We start from the raw sequence: 20,468 nt of genomic DNA, 5'->3' as shown, positions 1-20,468 counted from the left end.
GGATGAATCGTCATCGTGCTTTGGGTTGTTGTTTGAGCATGATCTTTTCGGAAAACCGACACGCACTTTTCCGGATCATGCTTTAGCCGGCGCGCTCAGAGCTTCAGCCGGACGTCGCAGATATCAGGCTCGGTCGGATCCGGCTTGACCTCGAAACCGAGCTGCCGGCACATTTCGAGCATCACGGTGTTCTCCTGAAGCACGTCGCCCGATATGGCCTTCAGCCCTTCGGATCTCGCATAGTCGATGATCAGTTGCATCAGGGCCCATCCAAGCCCCCTGCCCTTGAGATCGGACCGCAGCAGGATCGCGTATTCACCGCTCTCGTAGATCGAGTCCGAATGGAGCCGGACCACGCCGACCATCTCGCCGGTAGCCTCGTCGAATGCGATGAAAGCCATCGCGCGCGCGTAGTCGAGCTGGGTCAGGCGCGCGATGAATTCGTGGGTGAACTCCTTCATCGGCGCGAAGAAGCGAAGGCGTAGGTCGTGAGGCGTCACATGACGCAGGAACTCGTGGATGGTCGGCTCGTCGTCGGGGCGCAACGGCCGCGCGAAGATGCGCCAATCGTCCTTGAGCTTGAGGCGGCGCTCCCACTGCGAGGGATAGGCGCGAACGGCGAAATTGGCGGGGCCTGAGCCGGCAAACTTCCGCTGCGACGGCCCCACCGCGACACGGGCGTCGACTGCCGTCACACCGGTCTCGTCCGCGAGCAGCGGGTTGATGTCGAACTCGCGGATCTCAGGGAGATCGGCCGCCATCTGGGCGAGCTTGACCAGCACCATGGCGACGGCGTCCTGCTTGACGGCCGGCACGTCCCGGTAGGCGCGCAGCAGCCGCGAGACCCGCGTGCGGTCGATCAAGTCGCGGGCGAGTTGCAGATCGAGCGGCGGCAGCGCCAGCGCCCTGTCATTGATGATCTCCACCGCCGTTCCGCCCCGGCCGAAGACGACGACGGTGCCGAACGTGGGATCGTCGGCAAGACCGAGGATCAGCTCGCGCGCCTTCGCCTTGACGACCATCGCCTGGACGATGACGCCGCCGATACGGGCCTCGGGCCGCAGCTTCCTTGCCCGGGCGAGAATATCGGAGGCAGCCGCACGCACCGCCTCCGGCGTCGTCAGATTGAGAACGACGCCGCCGACATCTGATTTGTGCACGATGTCGCGCGACATGATCTTCAGCACGACGGTGGCACCTTGCGCGAACATCTCGTTCGCGTACGCCACGGCCTGCTCGACGTCGGCCGCGGCATAGGTCGGCACCATCGCGATGTCGTAGGCTTCGAGCAGGTGCTTGATCTCGACAGGCTCGAGCCATTTGCGGTCATCGGCGATGGCTGCGGCTACGATCTGCCTGGCCGCCCGGGCGTCAGGCACGAACGTGTCGGGCATTGCAGGGGGAACCTGGCTCAGTTCCTCGACCACTTCGCGGTGCCGGACCAGATGCATGAAACCGCGCACCGCATCGTCCTCGGTCGGATAGTTCGGAATGCCCCCGCCGGAGAGCGTCTGAATGATCGCTTGATCGGCCCCGACCCAGGCGGCAAGCACCGGCTTTGCCCAACTGCGGTGCTTCTCGCGATATTTGCCGACGAGCTCCGTCACGGTCCTCGCGATGTCGGAAGCCGAGGCGATCGCCGTCTGCACGTTGAGGACGAGAACTGCGTCATTGTCGGCGTCGGCGAGCAGCACCTCGAGCGCCGCCGCGTAGCGCGCTGCATCGGCATCGCCCACGATGTCGACGGGATTTGCGCCGGACCAGGTCGGCGGCAGCGCGTCATCGAGTTTCTTGCGGGCATCCGCCGAGATGGACGCGGGAATTCCGCCAAGCTCGACCAGTCGATCGACGGCGAGGACACCGATGCCGCCGCCATTGGTCAGAATGGCGAGGCGCTTTCCGGTCGGCGATTCGACGCGGCCGAGCGTCTCGGCGCAGTCGAACAGCTCGCGCAGATCGGAGACCCGCAGGATACCCGCGCGGCGGAACGCCGCATCATAGACGGCGTCGGCACCCGCAAGCGCGCCGGTGTGGGTCGCTGCCGCCTTCGCACCCTGCGCCATGCGGCCGGACTTCACCACGACAACCGGCTTCACACGCGCCGCGGCGCGTGCCGCCGACATGAATTTACGCGCGTCCTTGATGGCCTCGATATAGAGCAGGATCGCGCGGGTCTTGTGATCCATCGCGAAATAGTCGAGCAGATCGGCAATATCGACGTCGATCTGGTCGCCGATCGAGACGATGCCGGAGAAGCCGACGCCGCGCTGCGCGGCCCAGTCCACCATGCCGGCGGCGATCGCGCCGGATTGCGAAATCAGCGCGAGATTTCCAGCTCCCGGCATGTGCGCGGCAAAACTGGCATTGAGGCTCACGCCGGGCATCATGATGCCGAGGCAGTTCGGCCCGATCAGCCGCATGCCGTATTTGCGAGCCGCGGCGATCACGGCCTCTTGCAGCGATCCCGGCCCATGGCCGAGTCCGGCCGTGACGATCAGTGCGCCCGCCGAGCCGCGCCGTCCGGCCTGGTCGATGATGCCGGGAACCTCCCGGGCCGGCGCGGTGATGACCACGAGCTCGGGCACGAATGCCAGCCTGTCGAGGCTCGCCACTGCGGCAACGCCGCTGATCTCGGCATGACGCGGATTGACGAGGCCGAACTGTCCCGTGAATTCAGCCTTGCGAATGTTCTCCAGAACGGCGCGCCCCACGGAAACCGGACGGGCGCTCGCCCCGACAAGCGCAACCGAACGCGGCGACAGCAGGTTCTTCAGGCGATAGGTGGACATGAAAGCAAATGCGCCCCGTCGGTGGTGGTTCCGATGGTTGAAAGATCAGGCCGGCAAGCTTGCGGCGAGCCTAGTGCGAGATCATAACCCAGCACGGTGGCTGGCCAATGACAGTCTTTGTCACACCACCCCAGACAATCTCGTTCAGGCGCGAATGATGATAGGCGCCCATCACGATCGCATCGATGGCATTGGAATTTGCCCAACTTCCGAGCACCTTGCCGATCGAGCTGCCGCCGCCTTTCGCCGTCTCGAACGAGGCCTGGACACCGTGCTCGCTCAAATGATCGACGAGGGCGGTCCCGGATTGCACGATCGCGTCGGTCTTGTCGTCGGCCACGGTCACCACGCGGACCGAGGCCGCAGCCTGAAGGATCGGCAGCGCGTCACCGACCGCCCGCGCCGCGCGCGCGGAGTGATCCCAAGCGATCATGACTTTCTCGAATTCCGGTCGCAGCACGTCCACATGCTGCTCCGGGCAGAGCAGCAGCGGCCGCCCGGATTCAAACAGGATCGTCTCGATGATGTGCTCCGTTCGGCTGTCGTGCGACTTCACGGGAACCAGCGTGAGATCGCTGAAACGCGCCTGTTCGGCCAGTATCGACGCAATCTGGTCCGCCGGCACCTTGCCCGACCGGCTTTGGGTCCGAACGTTGGCGCGGGCCGCCGCATCAGTGAAGGCATTCAGAAGATGCTGCACATCGTCCGCTCCAAGGGGCCCCTTTGCCACGGCGGCATCGGGATCATCGGGGAGCAGCACCATCGGCCGCACGAAAACGTCTTCCTCGAGCGCGAGCGCGGTGATCCTGGCGCCGAGGTCGGCGGCGACTGCCACGCATTTCTCGATCGCAGCAACAGCCGGTCCGCGCGGCTGGCCGACAAGCGGCAGAAAAACGTCCTTCAGGGGCATCGGGGTTCTCCTTGCCACCAGAATAGGCCGGCTTTCGTCAACACCATTGATCCTCATCAAGCCTTTTTGATCCTCAACAAGCCTTGGGGAACCGTCCAGACGGGCAAAGGCGGGCATTGAGGGAAGTCAAGGACTGCCCCCGCGCTGTCATTCTATGGATAGTTCGATCGGAGCGGTTCGCCCCGGAGAGACTGATGCGTGCGATGGTGTTGGCTGCCCCGCGAGCACGGCTGCGGATGGAGGAGCGCCCCGATCCAATCCCTGGCGAAGGTCAGATCCGGGTGAGAGTCAGCGCCTGCGGCGTCTGCCGGACCGATCTTCACGTCGTCGACGCCGAATTGCCCGACATCCGCTACCCGATCGTACCTGGCCATGAAATCGTCGGCCGTATCGATCTCGTCGGCCCCGATGTCGCAACGCATGCGCTGGGTGACCGGGTCGGCATTCCCTGGCTCGGGTTCACCTGCGGAAACTGCCGGTTTTGCCGGGAGGGCATGGAGAACCTCTGCGACCGCCCGCTCTTCACCGGTTATACAAGGGACGGCGGCTATGCAACGCACGTGGTCGCCGATGCGCGCTATGCCTTTCCGCTGGGCGAGGCCGGCGACGACGTGGCTCTCGCCCCTCTGCTGTGTGCAGGCCTGATCGGCTGGCGTTCGCTGGTCCTCGCCGGCCAGGCTGAGAGGCTGGGCATCTACGGCTTCGGCGCCGCCGGCCATATCGTCGCGCAAGTCGCGGTCTGGCAGGGGCGCTCTGTCCACGCGTTTACACGGCGCGGCGATCTGGCCGCGCAGGACCTCGCCCGCCGGCTCGGCGCCGTCTGGGCGGGCGCCTCGGACGAAATGCCCGACACACCGCTCGACGCCGCCATCATCTATGCTCCCGCCGGCGAGCTCGTGCCGGCCGCGCTGCGCGCCGTTCGCAAGGGTGGCCGCGTGGTCTGCGCCGGCATCCATATGAGCGACATTCCGAGCTTTCCGTACGACCTGCTCTGGCAGGAACGGCAGCTGATCTCCGTTGCCAATCTCACCCGACAGGACGGTCTCGATTTTCTCAGGATCGCTCCGCAGGCGGGCGTGCGCACCGAGACGACCGCATTCCCGCTCGATCAGGCCAACGAAGTTCTGGACATGCTGCGGAATGGACAGATTCTTGGCGCCGCCGTGCTCAGGCCCTGACCTTATCTCGGAATACCAGCTTCGATGACAGACGAAACGGCTGCCCAGGAACGGATCTTCACGGCGCTCTGCGCGCATCCGGGCGTGACACGGATCGATACGCATGCCGCGTCGGTGTTTCTCGACGGTAGCCGCGCGCTGAAGATCAAGCGGTCTGTCCGGTTTCCGTTCCTCGACTATTCGACGCTCGAGAAACGCAAGGCGGCCTGCGAGGAGGAGATCAGGATCAACCGGCCGCTGGCGCCGCAGATCTATCACCGCGTCCTGGCGATCACCGAGGACCCGGACGGATCGCTGCAGGTCGACGGCCGCGGCCGGCCGGTCGAGTATGCGGTCGACATGTCCCGCTTCGACGAAACCCGGACGCTGGATCATCTGGCGAAGGCCGGCCCGCTGGATGCGAACCTCGCTTCGGCTGCCGCTGATGCCATCGTGGCGTCGCACGCGATGGCACCTCGCGCCGACGGCACGGCATGGGTTGCCTCCATCCCCGGCCTCGTCGATGGAAACGGCGACGGCTTGCGGAAGGGCAACCATCTCGAAGCCGAAGAGATCGAGCAACTCGGCGAAGCCTCGCACGCGGTATTGCAGCGCCTGCGGCCGCTGCTCGAAGAACGCGGCCGTCAGGGATACGTGCGCCGCTGCCACGGCGACCTGCATCTTGCGAATATCGTTGCGATCGACGACCAGCCGGTGCTGTTCGACGCGATCGAGTTCGATGCGAGAATCGCAACTGTCGACGTGCTCTACGACCTCGCGTTCACGCTGATGGACCTGCTGCACCATGGTCAACCGCTCGCAGCCAATATCGTCCTGAACCGGTATCTCGCCGCAACGCCGCCCGAAAACCTCGATGCGCTCTCGGTCCTGCCGCTGTTCATGTCCATTCGCGCGGCAATCCGCGCCCAGGTGGCGCTGGCGCGGCTGACGCGGCCCGATGCCGACCGGACAGGAATTCTTCACGAGGCGCGCCGCTACTTCGATCTCGCCCGGGCTCTGATCCACCCGCCCACCCCGCGCCTGATTGCGGTCGGCGGACTATCGGGCACCGGCAAGTCCGCCCTCGCCCGCGCGCTGGCACCCAACGTCGCGCCGCAACCGGGAGCCGTCGTGCTGCGCAGCGACATCATTCGCAAGCAGCTGTTTCAGGTGGAACACACCCACCGGCTGCCACCGTCCACGTACCGGCCCGAGGTCACGGCACGCGTCTACGAGGTGCTGGTGCAGAGCGCCCGACAGGTGTTGGCGCAAGGCCATTCCGCAATCGTCGATGCCGTCTTTGCAAGCGAATCCGAACGGGAGCAACTGGCCGCCATGGCCCGCCAATGCAACGTGCCGCTGAGCGGACTATTCCTCGTCGCCGACCTCGCGACCCGTCAGGCGCGCATCGGCAGCCGCCACGGGGATGCCTCCGACGCCACGCAAGAGGTTGCTGCGCAGCAAGAGCACTATAATATCGGCCATGTCGGTTGGGCGACCATCGATGCATCCGGGACACAAGAGCAGACGCTCCAGCGCTGCCGGGACGCAATCGCAGGGCAAAATAAGGCAATCTGATTGACGCGGGCAAGGATGTCGCGACCCACCACAAGTTCGACCGCGACCGCGCGCGCCAAGCCGGCGACGCGGCGCAATGCCCTGCCCGGCCGCCTCAGCCCCGGCATGGCCTGCGATACGGCGTTCCGGATCATCGCGCGCCGCCACCTCGGTGCGGTCCTTGCCCAGCACGACGGCACTTGCCGCGGCGATCCCGACGCGCTGCACCAGATCCGCATCGCACTGACGCATCTGCGCACCGCCATCCGCTTCTTCTCGCCGATGGTGGACGACACGCTGCGGCCGAACGTCTGGGCCGAGCTGAAATGGCTCAACAGCCAGCTCGGCCTGGTGCGGGATCTCGACGTGGCGATCGAGCGGGTCGTCGCCGAGAGTGGCGACGAGCTCGCCGTGATCGCCGAGCTCCAGCACTGGGACGAGAAGCGCGCCGAGAGCCACCGCCTGCTCGCGCGCGCGCTGCAATCCGCGCGCTACAAGCGCTTGGTCGAGCAGACCTCGGCGTGGATCGAGAGCGGGCCCTGGTCGACCCGGCGCAGCAAGGAAGCCGTCAGGTTGCGCCGTTGCTCGCTCGCCGACCACGCGACGGCGCGGCTGACCGAGTGGGAAGAGACGCTGCTCAGGAAGGCCAGGAAGCTGCGCAAGCTCGATGTCGAGAAACGACACAGGTTGCGGCTTCTCAACAAGCGGCTGACCTATTCGATCGAGTCGCTCACGGACCTGTTCGATGACGATTCCCTGGCGAAGCAGAAGTCCATCCTCAAGCAATTGCGCAAGGCACAGAGGTCCCTCGGGCAATTGAACGACGATGCGCGCGGGCAAGCGCTGGCAGCGTCGTTGAACGGCGCCGGCCCCGAGGCCGGCATTCGCTTCCTCGACCGCAAGCGGGAAAAGAGGCTGCTGCGAACCGCCTCTACGGCCTACCGGAAGCTGGACAAGGCCAAGCCCTTCCGCTCGTCAGACCTTGCTCCGAACGCGGAGCCCAAGGATTAGCTGTGGACGTAGTCTCCCGGCGCGTCGGGCAGACCGTCAGCCCCCCCGACACCGATCGACGGTGGATCACAGGGCTCACCTGAGCGCGCCGCCAGCCATTGAGCCCATTCCGGCCACCACGATCCCTCAACATGCGGCGCCAGCTTCAGCCACTCGTCGGGGCCGACATACGGCGCATCGGCGGCCTTGGTCATGACCTGATAGGTGTGCCAGGGCTCGTCGGGAGGCGCGACGACGCCGGCATTATGGCCGCCGTTGGTCAACAGGAAGGTTACGTCGGCATCAGCCTGATAGTGGATCTTGTAGACGGATCGCCACGGCGCCACGTGGTCGGCGAGCGTGCCCACCACGAACATCGGCGCGTGAATGTCGGAGAGCGAGACGCTCCTACCCTCGACGCGATAGCGGCCTTCGGCCAGATCGTTATCGAGGAACAGCTTGCGCAAGTACTCCGAGTGCATGCGATAAGGCAGCCGCGTGGCATCGGCGTTCCAGGCCATCAGATCGCTCGGCTGCGAACTCTCGCCCATCAGATAGTCACGCGACAGCCGCGACCAGATCAGCTCGTTGGAGCGCAGCAGCTGGAACGCACCGGCCATCTGTGTCGTGTCGAGATAGCCGCGCTGCCACATCATGTCTTCGAGGAAGGCGACCTGGCTCTCGTTGATGAAGAGCGTCAACTCGCCGGCCTCGGTGAAGTCGGTCTGGCCGGCAAGGAGCGTGATGGTGCCGAGACGGCCATCGCCGTCGCGCGCCATGGCCGCCGCGGCGATCGACAGCAACGTGCCGCCCAGACAGTAGCCGAGCGCATGGGTCTTCCGATCGGGCATGATCCGGCCGATCATGTCCAGCGCGGCCATCACTCCCAGCTTGCGATAGTCGTCGAAGGCAACATCCCTGTCCTTCGCATCCGGATTGCGCCAGGAGATCGCGAACACGGTGAAGCCTTGACCGGTCAGATACCGGACCAGGGAATTTTGCGGCGACAGATCGAGGATGTAATACTTCATGATCCAGGCCGGCACGATCAGGATCGGCTCGGGTCGCACTTGCGCGGTCGTGGGATGATACTGGATCAGCTCGATCAGATCGTTGCGGTAGACGACCTTGCCGGGCGTAGCTGCCACCGTCTTGCCGACGACGAACTGCTCGTCACCCGCCGGCTTCGAGACAGAGAGCAGCCGCATCAGATCGCTGCACCAGTTCTGCCAACCGAACACAAAATTCTCGCCGCCGCTCTGGAACGCCTTTTCGAGAACCTGCGGATTGGTGGCCGCGAAATTCGACGGCGCCAGCATGTCGAGCATCTGGCGCACCGAGAACTCGACGACGGCTTCGTTTGCATGCGACACGCCACGCACGCCGGTCGTGGCATCGTGCCACCAGCGCTCCGACAGCAGGAACGCCTGCGCAAGCAGATTGAACGGCGCGGTCTCCCATTGCGGGTCCTTGAAGCGACGATCGCGTCCCTGCGGCTCAATCACGGACCACGGCTTTTGCGAGGTCGCGTGCGCGACGGCTTGCAGGAGCATACCGGTATCGCGAAGACCGTTACGGAACATCTGCATCCGGCGCTCCGGCGCCGCGGCAAGATGCGTGCTCCAGTCGAGCCAGGCGAGCGACAAGGCCACAGGCGAAATCCCGCCCGTGAACCGCGCCAGCATCGCATGAAACGCGCGGTCGAAGGGGTAAGGCTCCGATGCAGGCGCGGAATTGGCGACGGCCGGCTTCTCAGGGATCCTTTCGGGGATCGTCGCAGGGGCTTCGGCAGCCGAATTGGCGGGGAGAGCCTGTGCCGGCGGCTCTTCGGCCCGTGGAAATACCTTCACGACGCTCATGGCTGAATGATCCTGCGGGCTTCTGATCTATGTCGGCAACAGGATATGGCGACGCTTCCGATACGTGTTGAGCTGCATCAAATCCGGGCACGGATCACAATTGCTCAACCAGGGAGAAACGGCCTGGATCGCTTGACCTGAGTCAAACCACACCCCGACGGCCGGGCTAGGTTTTGCGCATTGAAATTCGACAAGCCAGCGGAGTCGTCCATGCGCGCCCATCAGATCATGACCCGGTCGGTCATCTCGGTCACCCCCGATACCAGCATCGTCGAGGCGGCCAACATCATGCTGAAGCGGCACGTCAGCGGCCTCACGGTGGTCGACGACACCGGCAAGCTCGTCGGCGTCGTCTCGGAAGGAGACTTCATCCGCCGCAGCGAGATCGGCACCGGGCGCAAGCGGGGGCGCTGGTTGCGGTTCATCCTCGGTCCGGGCAAATCGGCCAGCGACTTCGTCCACGAGCACGGCCGCAAGGTCTCGGAGGTGATGACCGCCTCGCCCGTGACCATCACCGAGGACACGGCACTCGCGGAGATCGTCGACCTCATGGAACGGAACAACGTGAAGCGCCTGCCGGTGGTACGCGGCGACATGGTCGTCGGGATCGTGTCCCGCGCCAACCTGTTGCAGGCTGTCGCAGGGCTCGCCCGCGAGGTGCCCGATCCGACGGCCGATGACGATCATATTCGCAACCGCATCATCGATACCATGGAGAAGAACGATTGGTGCCCGTTCGGACTCAACGTCATCGTTCGCGACGGCATCGTTCACCTCAGCGGCGTCATCACCGAAGAACGCGCGCGGCAGGCCGCGGTCGTCGCGGCGGAGAACGTCGAGGGCGTGAAGAAGGTGCACGACCATTTGTGCTGGGTCGACACCATGTCCGGCATTTATCTGAACTCACCCGAGGACGACGATCTCGCCAAAGCGAGCTAACAAGGCAAGCTGAGGGAGCAACCGCGACTCAGCGGGGAATGACGGCGGTGGCCTCGATCTCGACGCGCGCCGCCTTCTCGACCAGCCGTACCACCTGAAGCAGCGCCATTGCCGGATAGTGCGCACCGAAGATGGCACGGTAGACCTTGCCGAGCTCCTTCAGGTTCGCGAGGTACTCGTCCATGTCGACGACGTACCAGGTCAGGCGCACGAGGTGCTCAGGGCGTGCGCCGGCCTCAGTCAGGATCGCTGCAATGTTGCTCAGGGCCTGCTGGACCTGCGCGACAAAGCCGTCCGCGAGACGCTCTTCGGCATCCCAGCCGATCACGCCGCCGGTGACGACGATCCTCCCCTCGGCGGCCATGCCGTTGGCGTAGCCTTTCGGCACCGGCCAGCCGGCCGGCTGGAGGATCTGCGCCGCCGAAAGCGTGACCTTCTCATCGGCGGTCGACAGCACCGCGAGCTGCGGGCCTTTCGGCGTTGTCACGGACAAATGCTCCGTCCTTCCCTCATTCTGCCGCAACGCCCGACGACGTCGCCGAAGCTTGAGCCAGTTGCCGCAGGGCAAAACGCTTCAACTTGCCGGTCTCGGTCTTCGGCAATTGCGTCACAAACTCGATCGCGCGCGGGTACTTGTAGGGCGCGATCTCGCGTTTGACATATTCCTGCAACTCGGCCGCAAGTTGGGCATCCGGCGTTACGCCGGGCGCGGCGATGATATAAGCCTTCACGATCATTCCGCGTGCCTCGTCCGGTGCGCCAACCACACCGCACTCGGCGACGGAGGGATGCGTCAGCAGCACCGCCTCGACATCAGTGCCTGCGATGTTGTAGCCGGCCGACACGATCATGTCGTCGGAGCGCGACTGGTACCAGAAATAGCCGTCGTCATCCATCAGGTAGGTGTCGCCGGTGATGTTCCAGCCATTCTGGACGTATCTGCGCTGCCGTTCGTCCGCGAGATAGCGGCACCCGGTCGGACCGCGAACCACGAGGCGGCCCATCGTCCCAGGCGGCACGTCATTGCCGGCGTCGTCGACGATCTTCGCCTCATAACCCGGCACCGGCTTGCCGGTTGCCCCCGGACGGATCTCGTCCTCGGTCGCGCTGATGAAGATGTGCAGCATCTCGGTCGAGCCAATGCCGTCCATCAGCTTGATGCCGGTGGCCTTGAACCAGGCATCGAATGTCGGCTTGGGCAGTGTCTCGCCGGCGGAGACGCACTTGCGAAGCGAAGAAATGTCCCGGCCCGGAAGCTTGCCGATCATGGCGCGATACGCGGTCGGCGCGGTGAAACAGACCGTGGTCTTGTACTGCTCGATCGCCGTCAGGATGTCCTCCGGCGTCGTCTTCTCCAGCACGACGAAGGAGGCGCCGATATGCATGGGGAACAGCACGCCGCCGAAGCCGAACGTGAAGGCGAGCGGTGCGGAGCCGACGAAACGATCCTTCTGCTCGGCGCGCAAGATGTTGCGCGCGTAGCCGTCGCAGACGGCCAGCATGTCGCGGTGGAAATGCATGGTGCCCTTGGGATCGCCGGTCGTGCCCGACGTGAAGGCGATCAGGCAGACGTCGTCGGAGGCGGTATCGACGGCCTTGAACTCCGGGCTTGCGTCGGCGATCAGCGCCTCGAGCGAGTCGGCCGCGCCGTTGCCCCAATAGACGGCCTGCTTAAGACCGGGCGCCGCGGCTTTCGCCTTCTCCATCTCGTCGGCGAGCTTTCCGTCGCAGAGCGCCAGCGTGATCTCCGCCTTCTGGATCGGATAGGACAGCTCCTTGGCGCGCAGCAGCGGCATCGTCGCGACGCAAATGCCTCCGGCCTTGATCACCGCAAGATAGGTTGCGACCATCATCGGATTGTTGGCAGAGCGCAGCAGCACGCGCCCGCCGGTCACGAGACCAAGCTTGCCGACCAGAACATTGGCGATGCGATTCACGAGTGCTTGCAGCTCGCGATAGCTGTAGCTGACCGCGGGGCTGATGACGCAAGGCGCGTCGCCATGGCCCTCTTCGACCCAGCGATCGAGGAAATAGCCGACGCAGTTCAATCGTGGCGGATATTGCAGCTCAGGCCGTGTGAAGATGAAGTCGGGCCACAGCTCGCGCGGCGGCAGATGTTGCCGTGCGAACGTATCGACATGGGCCGTCGCAGCATTGCCGTCAGACGAGCCCGACATTTGAACCTTGGCGGCGTTGGCCATCGCACGCTCCTTTGCGCATGGAAGCACCCGGCAGCACTAACTGGGAAACATTTTAGGCTTAAAACAATTTGGCGCAATAGTGGATTTTGGGCATCCCGTGCATTTTCCTGCGGCAAGGTGGGATTGGCGGGCGCATCGGCCCGCGGGACCTACGCCCGGCGGCGGCCAGCCGACTTCTGCGCCGACGCCTTGGTCTTGGCGAGGAGCCGCATCAGCTCGCGCACATCCTTCGGCGTCAGGTCGGCGAAGAGATCGGCGATCCAGGTCTCGTGTTCCGCCGCCATCCGGCGAAACTCGGCGCGCCCGAGCTTTGTCAGGCGGATCACCTGGACCCGGCGGTCGGTCTCCGACGTGCGCCGGTCGAGATGGCCGGATTCCACCAGACGCTCGACGAGGCCGGTGACGTTGCCGTTGGAAACCATCATGCGCTTGGAGACATCGGACAGCGTCATGCCATCGGGCGCCTTGTCGAGCTGTGCCATCAGATCGAAACGGGGCAACGTGACGTCGAACCGCTGCCGCAGGCGGCCGCGGACTTCGCCCTCGATCAGGGTCGTGCAGGTAAGCATACGCAGCCACAGCCGAAGCTCTTCGGCGTGGTCCTCCGGCGTCTCGACGGCCTTGGTCTCGGAATCAAGCATCTGATGCAGTCATTGACGGCAGGCTTTGGCGCCAGCACGGATTCCCAACGTTTTGAGCTTCAAATAAATTGAAGCCGACCGCAAGTCCAAAGCTGCAGCAATCGACCGCACGTCGATTTCTTTAGGCTTCAAGTAATTGGCGCGCCGCTTGCATGCTCGCTGCCTCGCGAGATGGCGGCGTCTTGAGCTTTGCTTGCCGCGGCAGCCATCATCGGCATAAGCTTGTATTGGAGTACGCGGCTTGCAGCGCAGGCCCTGATGTCACGGGGGACAGACCATGAAGACGCAAACGACCTTGGCCGCAGCCGCCTTGCTGCTCGGCACGGCAATGAGCCCCGCCCTCGCCCAGGAGAAGATCAAGCTCGGTGTGATCGTGACCCTGTCGGGACCCGCCGCCGCGCTCGGCCAGCAGGTTCGCGACGGCTTTGCACTCGCGGTGAAGGATCTCGGCAGCAAGATGGGCGGCCGCGATGTCGAGGTCGTGGTGGTCGACGACGAACTCAAGCCGGACGCAGCGGTGACCAAGGTGAAGGGCCTTCTGGAACGCGACAAGGTCGACTTCGTGGTCGGGCCGATCTTCTCCAACATTCTCCAGGCGATCCACCGCCCCGTGACGGAATCGAAAGTCTTCCTGATCAGCCCCAATGCCGGCCCGTCGACTTTTGCCGGCAAGGACTGCAGCCCGTTCTTCTATGTGACCTCGTACCAGAACGATCAGGTTCACGAGATCCTCGGCAAGGTCGCGCAGGATCGCGGCTACAAGCGCATGTATCTGATGGTGCCGAACTATCAGGCCGGCAAGGACTCGGTCGCCGGCTTCAAGCTCGACTACAAGGGCGAGATCGTCGAGGAATCCTACATGCCGCTGAACACGCTGGACTTCCAGCCGGAGCTTTCCAAGATTTCCTCGCAGAAGCCCGACGCGCTCTTCACGTTCATGCCGGGCGGTCTCGGGGTTAATCTCGTGAAGCAGTACAGACAGGCCGGCCTAGCCGATAGCATTCCGGTGCTCTCGGCTTTCACGGTGGATGAATCGACCCTGCCGGCGCAACAGGACGCGGCCGTCGGCATGTTCGGCGGCGCGAACTGGGCGCCCAATCTCGACAATCCCCAGAACAAGAAATTCGTCGCGGCCTATGAGGCTGCCTACAACGGCGTGCCCGGCACCTACGCCTTCCAGGCCTATGACGCCGCCATGCTGATTGACAGCGCCATCAAGGGCGTGAAGGGCGACCTCTCCAACAAGGACGCCGTTGCGGCTGCCCTGAAGAAGGCCGACTTCACCTCGCTGCGCGGCGCCTTCAAGTTCAACACCAACGGCTATCCGATCCAGGATTTCTACCTGACCAAGGTCGCCAAGCGTCCGGACGGCAAGTTCCAGACCGAGATCGTCCAGAAGGTGTTTGAGAACTACGGCGACCGCTATGCCAAGGACTGCAAGGCGGCAAACTAAGCCGCATCGCGTTACGGGAGGACTGCAATGAAGAGCGAAATCACCGGCATCACACGGGCCAATGAGGGCATCCAGGGCATTTCCTGGAACATCCTCGGCCAGACCTATGTGCCGAAGAGCTATGCCGAGAACAGCTTCTCCTGGCACGCAACGCTGCCGCCGGGCACATTCGTGCCACCGCACATTCATCCCGACCAGGATGAGTATCTCTACATGCTGGAGGGCAAGCTCGATTTCATGCTCGGCAATTCGGAGTCACAGGCAACCGCAGGCGACCTGATCCGCCTCGGCATGGGCGTGCCGCACGGCATCTTCAACAAGTCGGAGCAGACCGCAAAAGTGCTGTTCTGGGTGGCGCCGAGCCGCAAGCTGTTCGACCTGTTCTGGGGCCTTCACAACATGAAGGAGCAGAAGCCTGAGGACGTGGTGGCGATGGCCGCCGAGTTCAACATCCACTTCCTGCCGCCGCCTCCCGGCGGCTAGCGGCACGGCCCCGGAAAAGCGCGCGGCGGTTTTCCGGAAGGTCTTGCTCAATCAAAAACCAAAAGGGCGATGATGGTTCATCGCCCTTTTGCGTCTCAGGCGCGCACCGCCGCGAGCCCCGGCACCGCAGCGAAGCCGGCCTTGGTGGCATAGCCGCGCACGATCGCCTCGCGCTGGGAATAGCTCAGAACGTTGTCGACATTGTCGAAGCCATCAGGCGCAAGCTGCTCGACGGCGTCGATGACCCCTTCGGGGCCGCCGCGCCGGTTGGAGCGAACGATATCGGCGGTCATCGGCAAGCGCTTCTTCTCATATTCGACCAGCGCCTGACGCGGATGCTCGGCGCGCACCAGCGCGTCGGCAAGGCACCGCGCATCGAGGATCGCCTGCGAGGCGCCGTTCGAGCCGACCGGATACATGGGATGCGCGGCATCGCCGAGTAGCGTGACGCGTCCCGAGGACCAATAGGGCAAGGGATCGCGGTCGCAGGTCGGATATTCGTAGAACTCGGGCGTTGCCGAGATCAGACTTTTCACATCGATGTAAGGCACCGAGAAGCGCGCCACGTGCGGCATCAGCTCCTCGCGCCGGCCCGGACGCGACCAGTCCTCTTTCCGCGGCGGCGGCGCGTTGCCCTCGCCGACCTTCACTAGCACCGCCCAGTTTGTGAGGCGGCTCGCGGGGCTCGAGCCCTCCGCGATCGGGTAGATCACGACCTTGGCGTTGAGGCCACCGGCCACGATCATGGATTTGCCGGTGAGGAACAGCGGCCAGTCGCGCGCGCCGCGCCACAGCATCAGGCCGTTCCAGCACGGCGGTCCTTCGTTCGGGAACAGCGTGTCGCGCACGCGCGAATGGATGCCATCGGCACCGATCAGGATATCGCCGCGCGCCGTGTGGATGTGTGCGCCTGAGCGATCGAAGAAGTAAGCCGTAACGCCGCCTTCGTCCTGCGTGAACGCACCAAGACGGCAGCCGGTGTGGATTGCCTCCGCCCCGAGCCGCTCCTCGACGGCGCGATGGATGACGCCCTGAAGGCGACCGCGGTGGATCGAGAATTGCGGCACGTCGTGCCCCGCGTCGATGCCGCGGGCTTCGCGCCAGACCTCCTGGCCATGGCGGTTGAGGTAGTAGAGCTGATCGGTGCGGATCGCGACGTCGTCAAGCTTTTGCAACAGGCCAAGGCCGGCAAGCTCTCGCATGGCGTGCGGCAGCGTGTTGATGCCGACACCAAGCTCGCGAATGGTGTCGGCCTGCTCGAAAACCTCGCAAGCGATGCCGCGCGAGCGCAGCATCAATGCCGTGGTGAGACCTCCGATACCGCCACCGACGATAATCGCCTTCATCGCCCTTACTCCACTCGAAATACGCCAGGCAATGAGGTTAACGTCGCATGGGCGGTCACTCCGCCGCAAGCGGCTTTGTCGCCTCCACCTTGAGCTTGGCCGGGGTCTTGGGCTTAGCCTTAATGCTCAGCTCCCAATTTCGCGCAAGTCCCCATTGCTGGCCCCTCCACGGCTAAAAGCAACCGCCTTAGTCGCCCCTGAAGACCGGCTTGACCTTGTTGGCGAAGGCCTGGAAGGCACGCTCGAAATCCGCTGTGGTCATGCACAGGGCCTGAGCAACGGCCTCCGCCTCGATCGCCTCCTCCACCGACATCGCCCATTCCATCGCCAGCATCCGCTTGGTCATGGTGTTGGCGAAGGTCGGCCCTTCGGCGATCTGCTTTGCCAGGAGCTGCGCCTGGGGCAGCACCTGCTCCGGCGTGACGATGCGGCTGAAGAAGCCCCAGCGCTCGCCCTCCTCCGCGGTCATGAACCGGCCGGTATAGAGCAGCTCGGAGGCCCGGGACTGGCCGATGATCCGCGGCAGGATCGCGCAGGCGCCCATGTCGCAGCCGGCGAGGCCCACCTTGTTGAACAGGAACGCGACCTTGGCCCCGCTCGCGGCAAGGCGCATGTCCGACGCCATGGCGACGATCGCACCGGCGCCCGCGCAGATGCCCTCGACCGCGGCCACGATCGGCTGCGGGCACGCCCGCATCGCCTTGACGAGGTCTCCCGTCATGCGGGTAAAGGCAGTGAGCCCCTTGGTATCCATCTTCACGAGCGGGCCGATGATCTCGAACACATCGCCGCCGGATGAAAAGTTGCCGCCGGCGCCGCTGACAACGATCGTCTTGACCGCATCGTCGAACGCGCAGGCGCGGAAGAAATCAGTGAGCTCCCGGTAGCTCTCGAAGGTCAGCGGGTTCTTCCGCTCGGGACGATTGAGCGTCACCGTGGCAACGCCGTCGACCACGGCCAGCAGGAAGTGCTGCGGCGAATAGTCCGCGAGCGGCAGGGTCACGGGATTGGCTGGTCTGCTCATACGATCTCCTTAGCTTCCTCGTTCCGGGCCTGCGTCGCGCACGCTAGATCTCACCGCCGGCAACGGCAATCGCCTGCCCCGTGATCGCGCCGGCACCCTCGCCGCACAACCAAAGCACGGCGTCGGCCACCTGCTGAGGCGAGATCAGCCGCCCTTGCGGGTTGTGCTTGGCGAGCTCGGCGATCGCCTGCTCGCGGGTTCGCCCTGTCTTCTTCATGATGTTTTCGATGCTGCCGGCGACCAGATCGGTGTCCGTGAAGCCGGGACACACCGCATTCACGGTCACGTTGCTGCCGGCCATCTCGAGGGCGAGCGAACGCACGAGACCGACCACTGCATGCTTGGCCGCGGTGTACGCGCTGACATAGGCGTACCCCTTCAGCCCCGCCGTCGACGCCACTGCGACGATGCGGCCATAAGGGCGATCCTTCATCCCCGGCAGTACGGCGCGAACGGCATGGACCACGCCCATGAAATTGACGTCCATCATGCGCGCAAACAGGGCGCTGTCCGATTTGGAGAACGGTGCGGACTCCGCACTGCCCGCGTTGGCGATCAGAATGTCGATCGGCTTTCGCGCATGCGCCTCCACGATGGCTGCTTTCAGCGCAGCTTCGTCCGAGACATCGGCGACAGCTGCAAAATGCGCCGCTCCCGCGCGGACCGCCTCGTCCAGAACTGCGGCATTCCGGCCAAGCACCGTCACGGTGGCGCCGGCGCCGACGAGGGATGCTGCAATCGCGCGGCCGATTCCACGGCCGCCACCGGTTACCAGTGCGTGCGGCGAGTGCGGCAATCCGGACATGCGCTGGCTCCTTGGGATCTGCTGATCGTGCCTCCGATATATTTTAACCTTCAAACTTTTGCAACGACGGCGCCAGTCGACGTCGCGAAAGCCCTCGCGGGAAAGACCGGCCCGAAAATTGCTTTAAGTATAAAATTATCTCTTTCCATCGACGATAGGCCTGTTAGCATCGCCGGGCCCAGCAAGAGGATATCGCGTGCCGCAACCTGCGCCGATGATAACAAAGGACGGACGCTTCGCCTATGAAGCCGCCGGCGATCCGGGCGCGATACCCTTGATTTTCCTGCATGGGATTGGCGGCGCGGCGCGCGCCTGGCGGCACCAGCTTGCCACATTCGGCGACCGCTTCCGCGCGATCGCATGGGACATGCCGGGCTATGGCGGATCGGCGCCGCTTGCCCGCGTCAGCATCGCTGCCCTGGCCGATGCGCTCCAGCAATTCATCGAGCAGCTCGGCGCAACAAGGCCCATTCTGGTCGGACATTCGATCGGCGGCATGATCGTCCAGAAATGGCTGGAGCAATCGCCGAAACTGGCGCGCGCGGTCGTGCTGGCGCAGACCAGCCCGGCGTTCGGCAAGGCCGATGGCGACTGGCAGAAATCGTTCATCGCAGCGCGGCTCGGACCGCTCGATCGCGGCGAGACGATGAGGTCGCTGGCGCCCTCGCTGGTGAAGGAGCTTGTGGGGGACAATCCTGATCCGGAAGGGATGGAACTTGCGCGTGCGTGCATGGGAAGCGTACCCGAAGCGAGCTATCGCGCCATGATGCTGGCCTTGATCGGGTTCGATCAGCGCAGCACGCTCAAGGATATTTCCGTGCCGACGCTGCTGCTGTCCGGCTCCAAGGACAACAACGCACCGGCGCCCATGATGGCGAAGACGGCGACCTACATTCCCTCGGCTCAATATGTCGAGCTGGCCGGCATCGGCCATCTCGCGAACCTCGAACGTCCCGAGGCCTTTGACGAGGCGCTCGGCAAGTTCCTGGACTCCGTCGTTGCAAAACACAGGTGACTGCGCAATGACCATGCAAGTCAGCAAGACGATCGGCGCGAGTGACAAGGTCGTGCTCGATGCACCGATCTTCGATCCCGTCGCGTTCCGCCTGAGCGACGAACAGGCCGGCATCATCGCGCGCGCCCGCGAGATCGGCCAGAGCGTGTTCGCCGGGCGCGCTGCGACCTACGACCGCGAGGCGATCTTTCCGACCGAGAATTATCGCGACCTGCATCGCGTCGGCCTGCTCGGCATCGCCGTCCCCAAGAAGCACGGCGGCCTCGGCGCGAACTACCAGACTTATGCGTTGGCCGCAGCCGAGATTGGCCGCTATTGCGGCGCGACCGCGCTGACCTGGAACATGCATGTCTGCTCCACCCTGTGGTCGGGCCCCCTCGCGGACGATCTCGACATGGAAGCGGAGACCCGCGCCGAGCACGAGCGGCGGCGCGCGGTCCATTACAAGCGCATCGTCGAGGACGGCGCGATCTATTCGCAGCCCTTCTCCGAAGGCGGTGCGGCGGCCGCGGGCGGCGTCGCCTTCGGAACGCAGGCAAAGCCCGTGAAGGGCGGCTGGATCGTCAACGGCAAGAAGATCTTTGCATCGCTGTCCGGTCACGCCGACTATTACGGCGTGCTCTGCACCGAAATCGAGGAAGGCCAGAAGGCCTCGCGCCGCAACACGCTTTACCTCGCAATTCCGGCGAAGTCGCAGGGCGTTTCCGTCGTCGGCGATTGGGATCCGCTCGGCATGCGCGGAACGGTTTCGCGGACGCTGCTGTTCGAGGACGTGTTCGTCCCGGAGGATTCCGCGCTGATGCCGCGCGGCGTCTATTTCCAGGCTGCGATGCGCTGGCCGCACATGTTCCTGACGCTGTCGCCGACCTATATGGGTCTCGCGCAAGCGGCCTATGATTTCACCGTGCGTTACTTGCGCGGCGAGGTGCCGGGCATGCCGCCGGTCAAGCGACGGATGTACCCGACCAAGCAGATCGCGGTTGCGCAGATGCAGATCGAGCTCGAGCAGATCAAGTCGATCTGGTTCCAGGCCGTCACGGAGGCGCGCGCCAATCCGAGCAAGGAGCAGGTGCTGCGCGCTTATGCCGCGCAATATTCGGTGATGGAGGGGGCCAATGAGCTCGCCGCGCTCGCGATCCGCACCTGCGGCGGCCAGGCGATGCTTCGCTCGCTCCCGCTGGAGCGGATCTATCGCGACAGCCGCTGCGGCTCGCTGATGCTGCCCTGGACGGCCGAGCTTTGCCTCGACCGTATCGGGCGCGAGGCGCTGTATGAGGCTGGCGAAACGGACGACTGACG

The 20,468-nt window shown here is 64.5% G+C and carries 17 protein-coding genes; 8 read left to right on the top strand and 9 right to left on the bottom strand.

Annotation, left to right across the window (positions count from 1 at the left end):
* Positions 1-95 precede the first annotated feature (95 nt).
* Positions 96-2,789 carry a bifunctional acetate--CoA ligase family protein/GNAT family N-acetyltransferase gene (locus tag WN73_RS15810; RefSeq protein WP_271553657.1) on the bottom strand — a complete coding sequence of 898 codons (2,694 nt, stop codon included), beginning with the start codon at positions 2,787-2,789 and terminating at the stop codon, positions 96-98.
* 70 nt (positions 2,790-2,859) lie between these two features.
* Positions 2,860-3,699, bottom strand: a complete 840-nt coding sequence (locus WN73_RS15805) for a universal stress protein (protein ID WP_028174472.1) — start codon at positions 3,697-3,699, stop codon at positions 2,860-2,862.
* Between the two features lie 194 nt (positions 3,700-3,893).
* Here WN73_RS15805 and WN73_RS15800 point away from each other — a divergent pair, with 194 nt between their 5' ends.
* Genes WN73_RS15800 through WN73_RS15790 form a run of 3 tightly spaced genes read left to right on the top strand, consistent with a single transcriptional unit; the run spans position 3,894 to position 7,424 of the window.
* Complete coding sequence (locus WN73_RS15800) at positions 3,894-4,877, top strand: zinc-dependent alcohol dehydrogenase family protein (protein ID WP_011088811.1); 984 nt, start codon at positions 3,894-3,896, stop codon at positions 4,875-4,877.
* A 24-nt stretch (positions 4,878-4,901) separates the two neighbouring features.
* Entirely contained in the window at positions 4,902-6,434 is a 1,533-nt protein-coding gene (locus WN73_RS15795) for a bifunctional aminoglycoside phosphotransferase/ATP-binding protein (RefSeq protein ID WP_271553655.1), read from the top strand.
* Between the two features lie 15 nt (positions 6,435-6,449).
* The gene (locus WN73_RS15790; protein ID WP_271553654.1) at positions 6,450-7,424 is read left to right on the top strand and encodes a CHAD domain-containing protein; all 975 of its coding nucleotides are present in this window, start codon (positions 6,450-6,452) and stop codon (positions 7,422-7,424) included.
* On the opposite strand, the gene WN73_RS15785 is transcribed toward WN73_RS15790, so the two are convergent.
* On the bottom strand, positions 7,421-9,262 hold the full coding sequence (locus WN73_RS15785; RefSeq protein ID WP_271553653.1) for a PHA/PHB synthase family protein: 1,842 nt from the start codon (positions 9,260-9,262) through the stop codon (positions 7,421-7,423). The two genes, WN73_RS15790 and WN73_RS15785, sit on opposite strands and share 4 nt — an antisense overlap.
* Before the next feature lie 210 nt (positions 9,263-9,472).
* Here WN73_RS15785 and WN73_RS15780 point away from each other — a divergent pair, with 210 nt between their 5' ends.
* Positions 9,473-10,201, top strand: coding sequence for a CBS domain-containing protein (locus tag WN73_RS15780; RefSeq protein ID WP_271553651.1), 729 nt, complete (start codon positions 9,473-9,475; stop codon positions 10,199-10,201).
* A gap of 28 nt (positions 10,202-10,229) precedes the next feature.
* On the opposite strand, the gene WN73_RS15775 is transcribed toward WN73_RS15780, so the two are convergent.
* From WN73_RS15775 to WN73_RS15765, 3 genes are all read right to left on the bottom strand, one after another.
* Positions 10,230-10,688 carry a RidA family protein gene (locus tag WN73_RS15775; protein ID WP_442870105.1) on the bottom strand — a complete coding sequence of 153 codons (459 nt, stop codon included), beginning with the start codon at positions 10,686-10,688 and terminating at the stop codon, positions 10,230-10,232.
* A gap of 22 nt (positions 10,689-10,710) precedes the next feature.
* Positions 10,711-12,402: a benzoate-CoA ligase family protein gene (locus WN73_RS15770; protein WP_271553647.1), complete on the bottom strand. Its 1,692-nt coding sequence runs from the start codon at positions 12,400-12,402 to the stop codon at positions 10,711-10,713.
* Positions 12,403-12,551: 149 nt separating this feature from the next.
* Entirely contained in the window at positions 12,552-13,043 is a 492-nt protein-coding gene (locus WN73_RS15765) for a MarR family winged helix-turn-helix transcriptional regulator (RefSeq protein ID WP_011088818.1), read from the bottom strand.
* 277 nt (positions 13,044-13,320) lie between these two features.
* Here WN73_RS15765 and WN73_RS15760 point away from each other — a divergent pair, with 277 nt between their 5' ends.
* A complete protein-coding gene (locus WN73_RS15760; RefSeq protein WP_182869072.1) occupies positions 13,321-14,496 on the top strand; it encodes an ABC transporter substrate-binding protein in 1,176 nt (391 codons plus the stop codon).
* 27 nt (positions 14,497-14,523) lie between these two features.
* On the top strand, positions 14,524-14,979 hold the full coding sequence (locus tag WN73_RS15755) for a cupin domain-containing protein (RefSeq protein WP_011088820.1): 456 nt from the start codon (positions 14,524-14,526) through the stop codon (positions 14,977-14,979).
* A gap of 95 nt (positions 14,980-15,074) precedes the next feature.
* Here the strand turns inward: WN73_RS15755 and WN73_RS15750 are convergent, their stop codons facing one another.
* From WN73_RS15750 to WN73_RS15740, 3 genes are all read right to left on the bottom strand, one after another.
* Positions 15,075-16,325, bottom strand: coding sequence for a flavin-dependent oxidoreductase (locus WN73_RS15750; protein WP_161534088.1), 1,251 nt, complete (start codon positions 16,323-16,325; stop codon positions 15,075-15,077).
* A 187-nt stretch (positions 16,326-16,512) separates the two neighbouring features.
* On the bottom strand, positions 16,513-17,349 hold the full coding sequence (locus WN73_RS15745) for an enoyl-CoA hydratase family protein (protein WP_011088822.1): 837 nt from the start codon (positions 17,347-17,349) through the stop codon (positions 16,513-16,515).
* Positions 17,350-17,392: 43 nt separating this feature from the next.
* Positions 17,393-18,154 carry an SDR family NAD(P)-dependent oxidoreductase gene (locus tag WN73_RS15740; RefSeq protein WP_060908316.1) on the bottom strand — a complete coding sequence of 254 codons (762 nt, stop codon included), beginning with the start codon at positions 18,152-18,154 and terminating at the stop codon, positions 17,393-17,395.
* 196 nt (positions 18,155-18,350) lie between these two features.
* Between WN73_RS15740 and WN73_RS15735 the strand changes: the two genes are divergently transcribed.
* Complete coding sequence (locus WN73_RS15735) at positions 18,351-19,169, top strand: alpha/beta fold hydrolase (protein ID WP_271553644.1); 819 nt, start codon at positions 18,351-18,353, stop codon at positions 19,167-19,169.
* A 7-nt stretch (positions 19,170-19,176) separates the two neighbouring features.
* The gene (locus WN73_RS15730; protein WP_271553642.1) at positions 19,177-20,466 is read left to right on the top strand and encodes an acyl-CoA dehydrogenase family protein; all 1,290 of its coding nucleotides are present in this window, start codon (positions 19,177-19,179) and stop codon (positions 20,464-20,466) included.
* The last annotated feature ends 2 nt before the right edge of the window (positions 20,467-20,468 follow it).

This window comes from Bradyrhizobium sp. CCBAU 45394 (assembly GCF_028128655.1).
Taxonomy (GTDB): domain Bacteria; phylum Pseudomonadota; class Alphaproteobacteria; order Rhizobiales; family Xanthobacteraceae; genus Bradyrhizobium; species Bradyrhizobium diazoefficiens.
The sequence above is the reverse complement of the archived record's forward strand: the minus strand, read 5'-3'. Positions and strand labels throughout refer to the sequence as shown.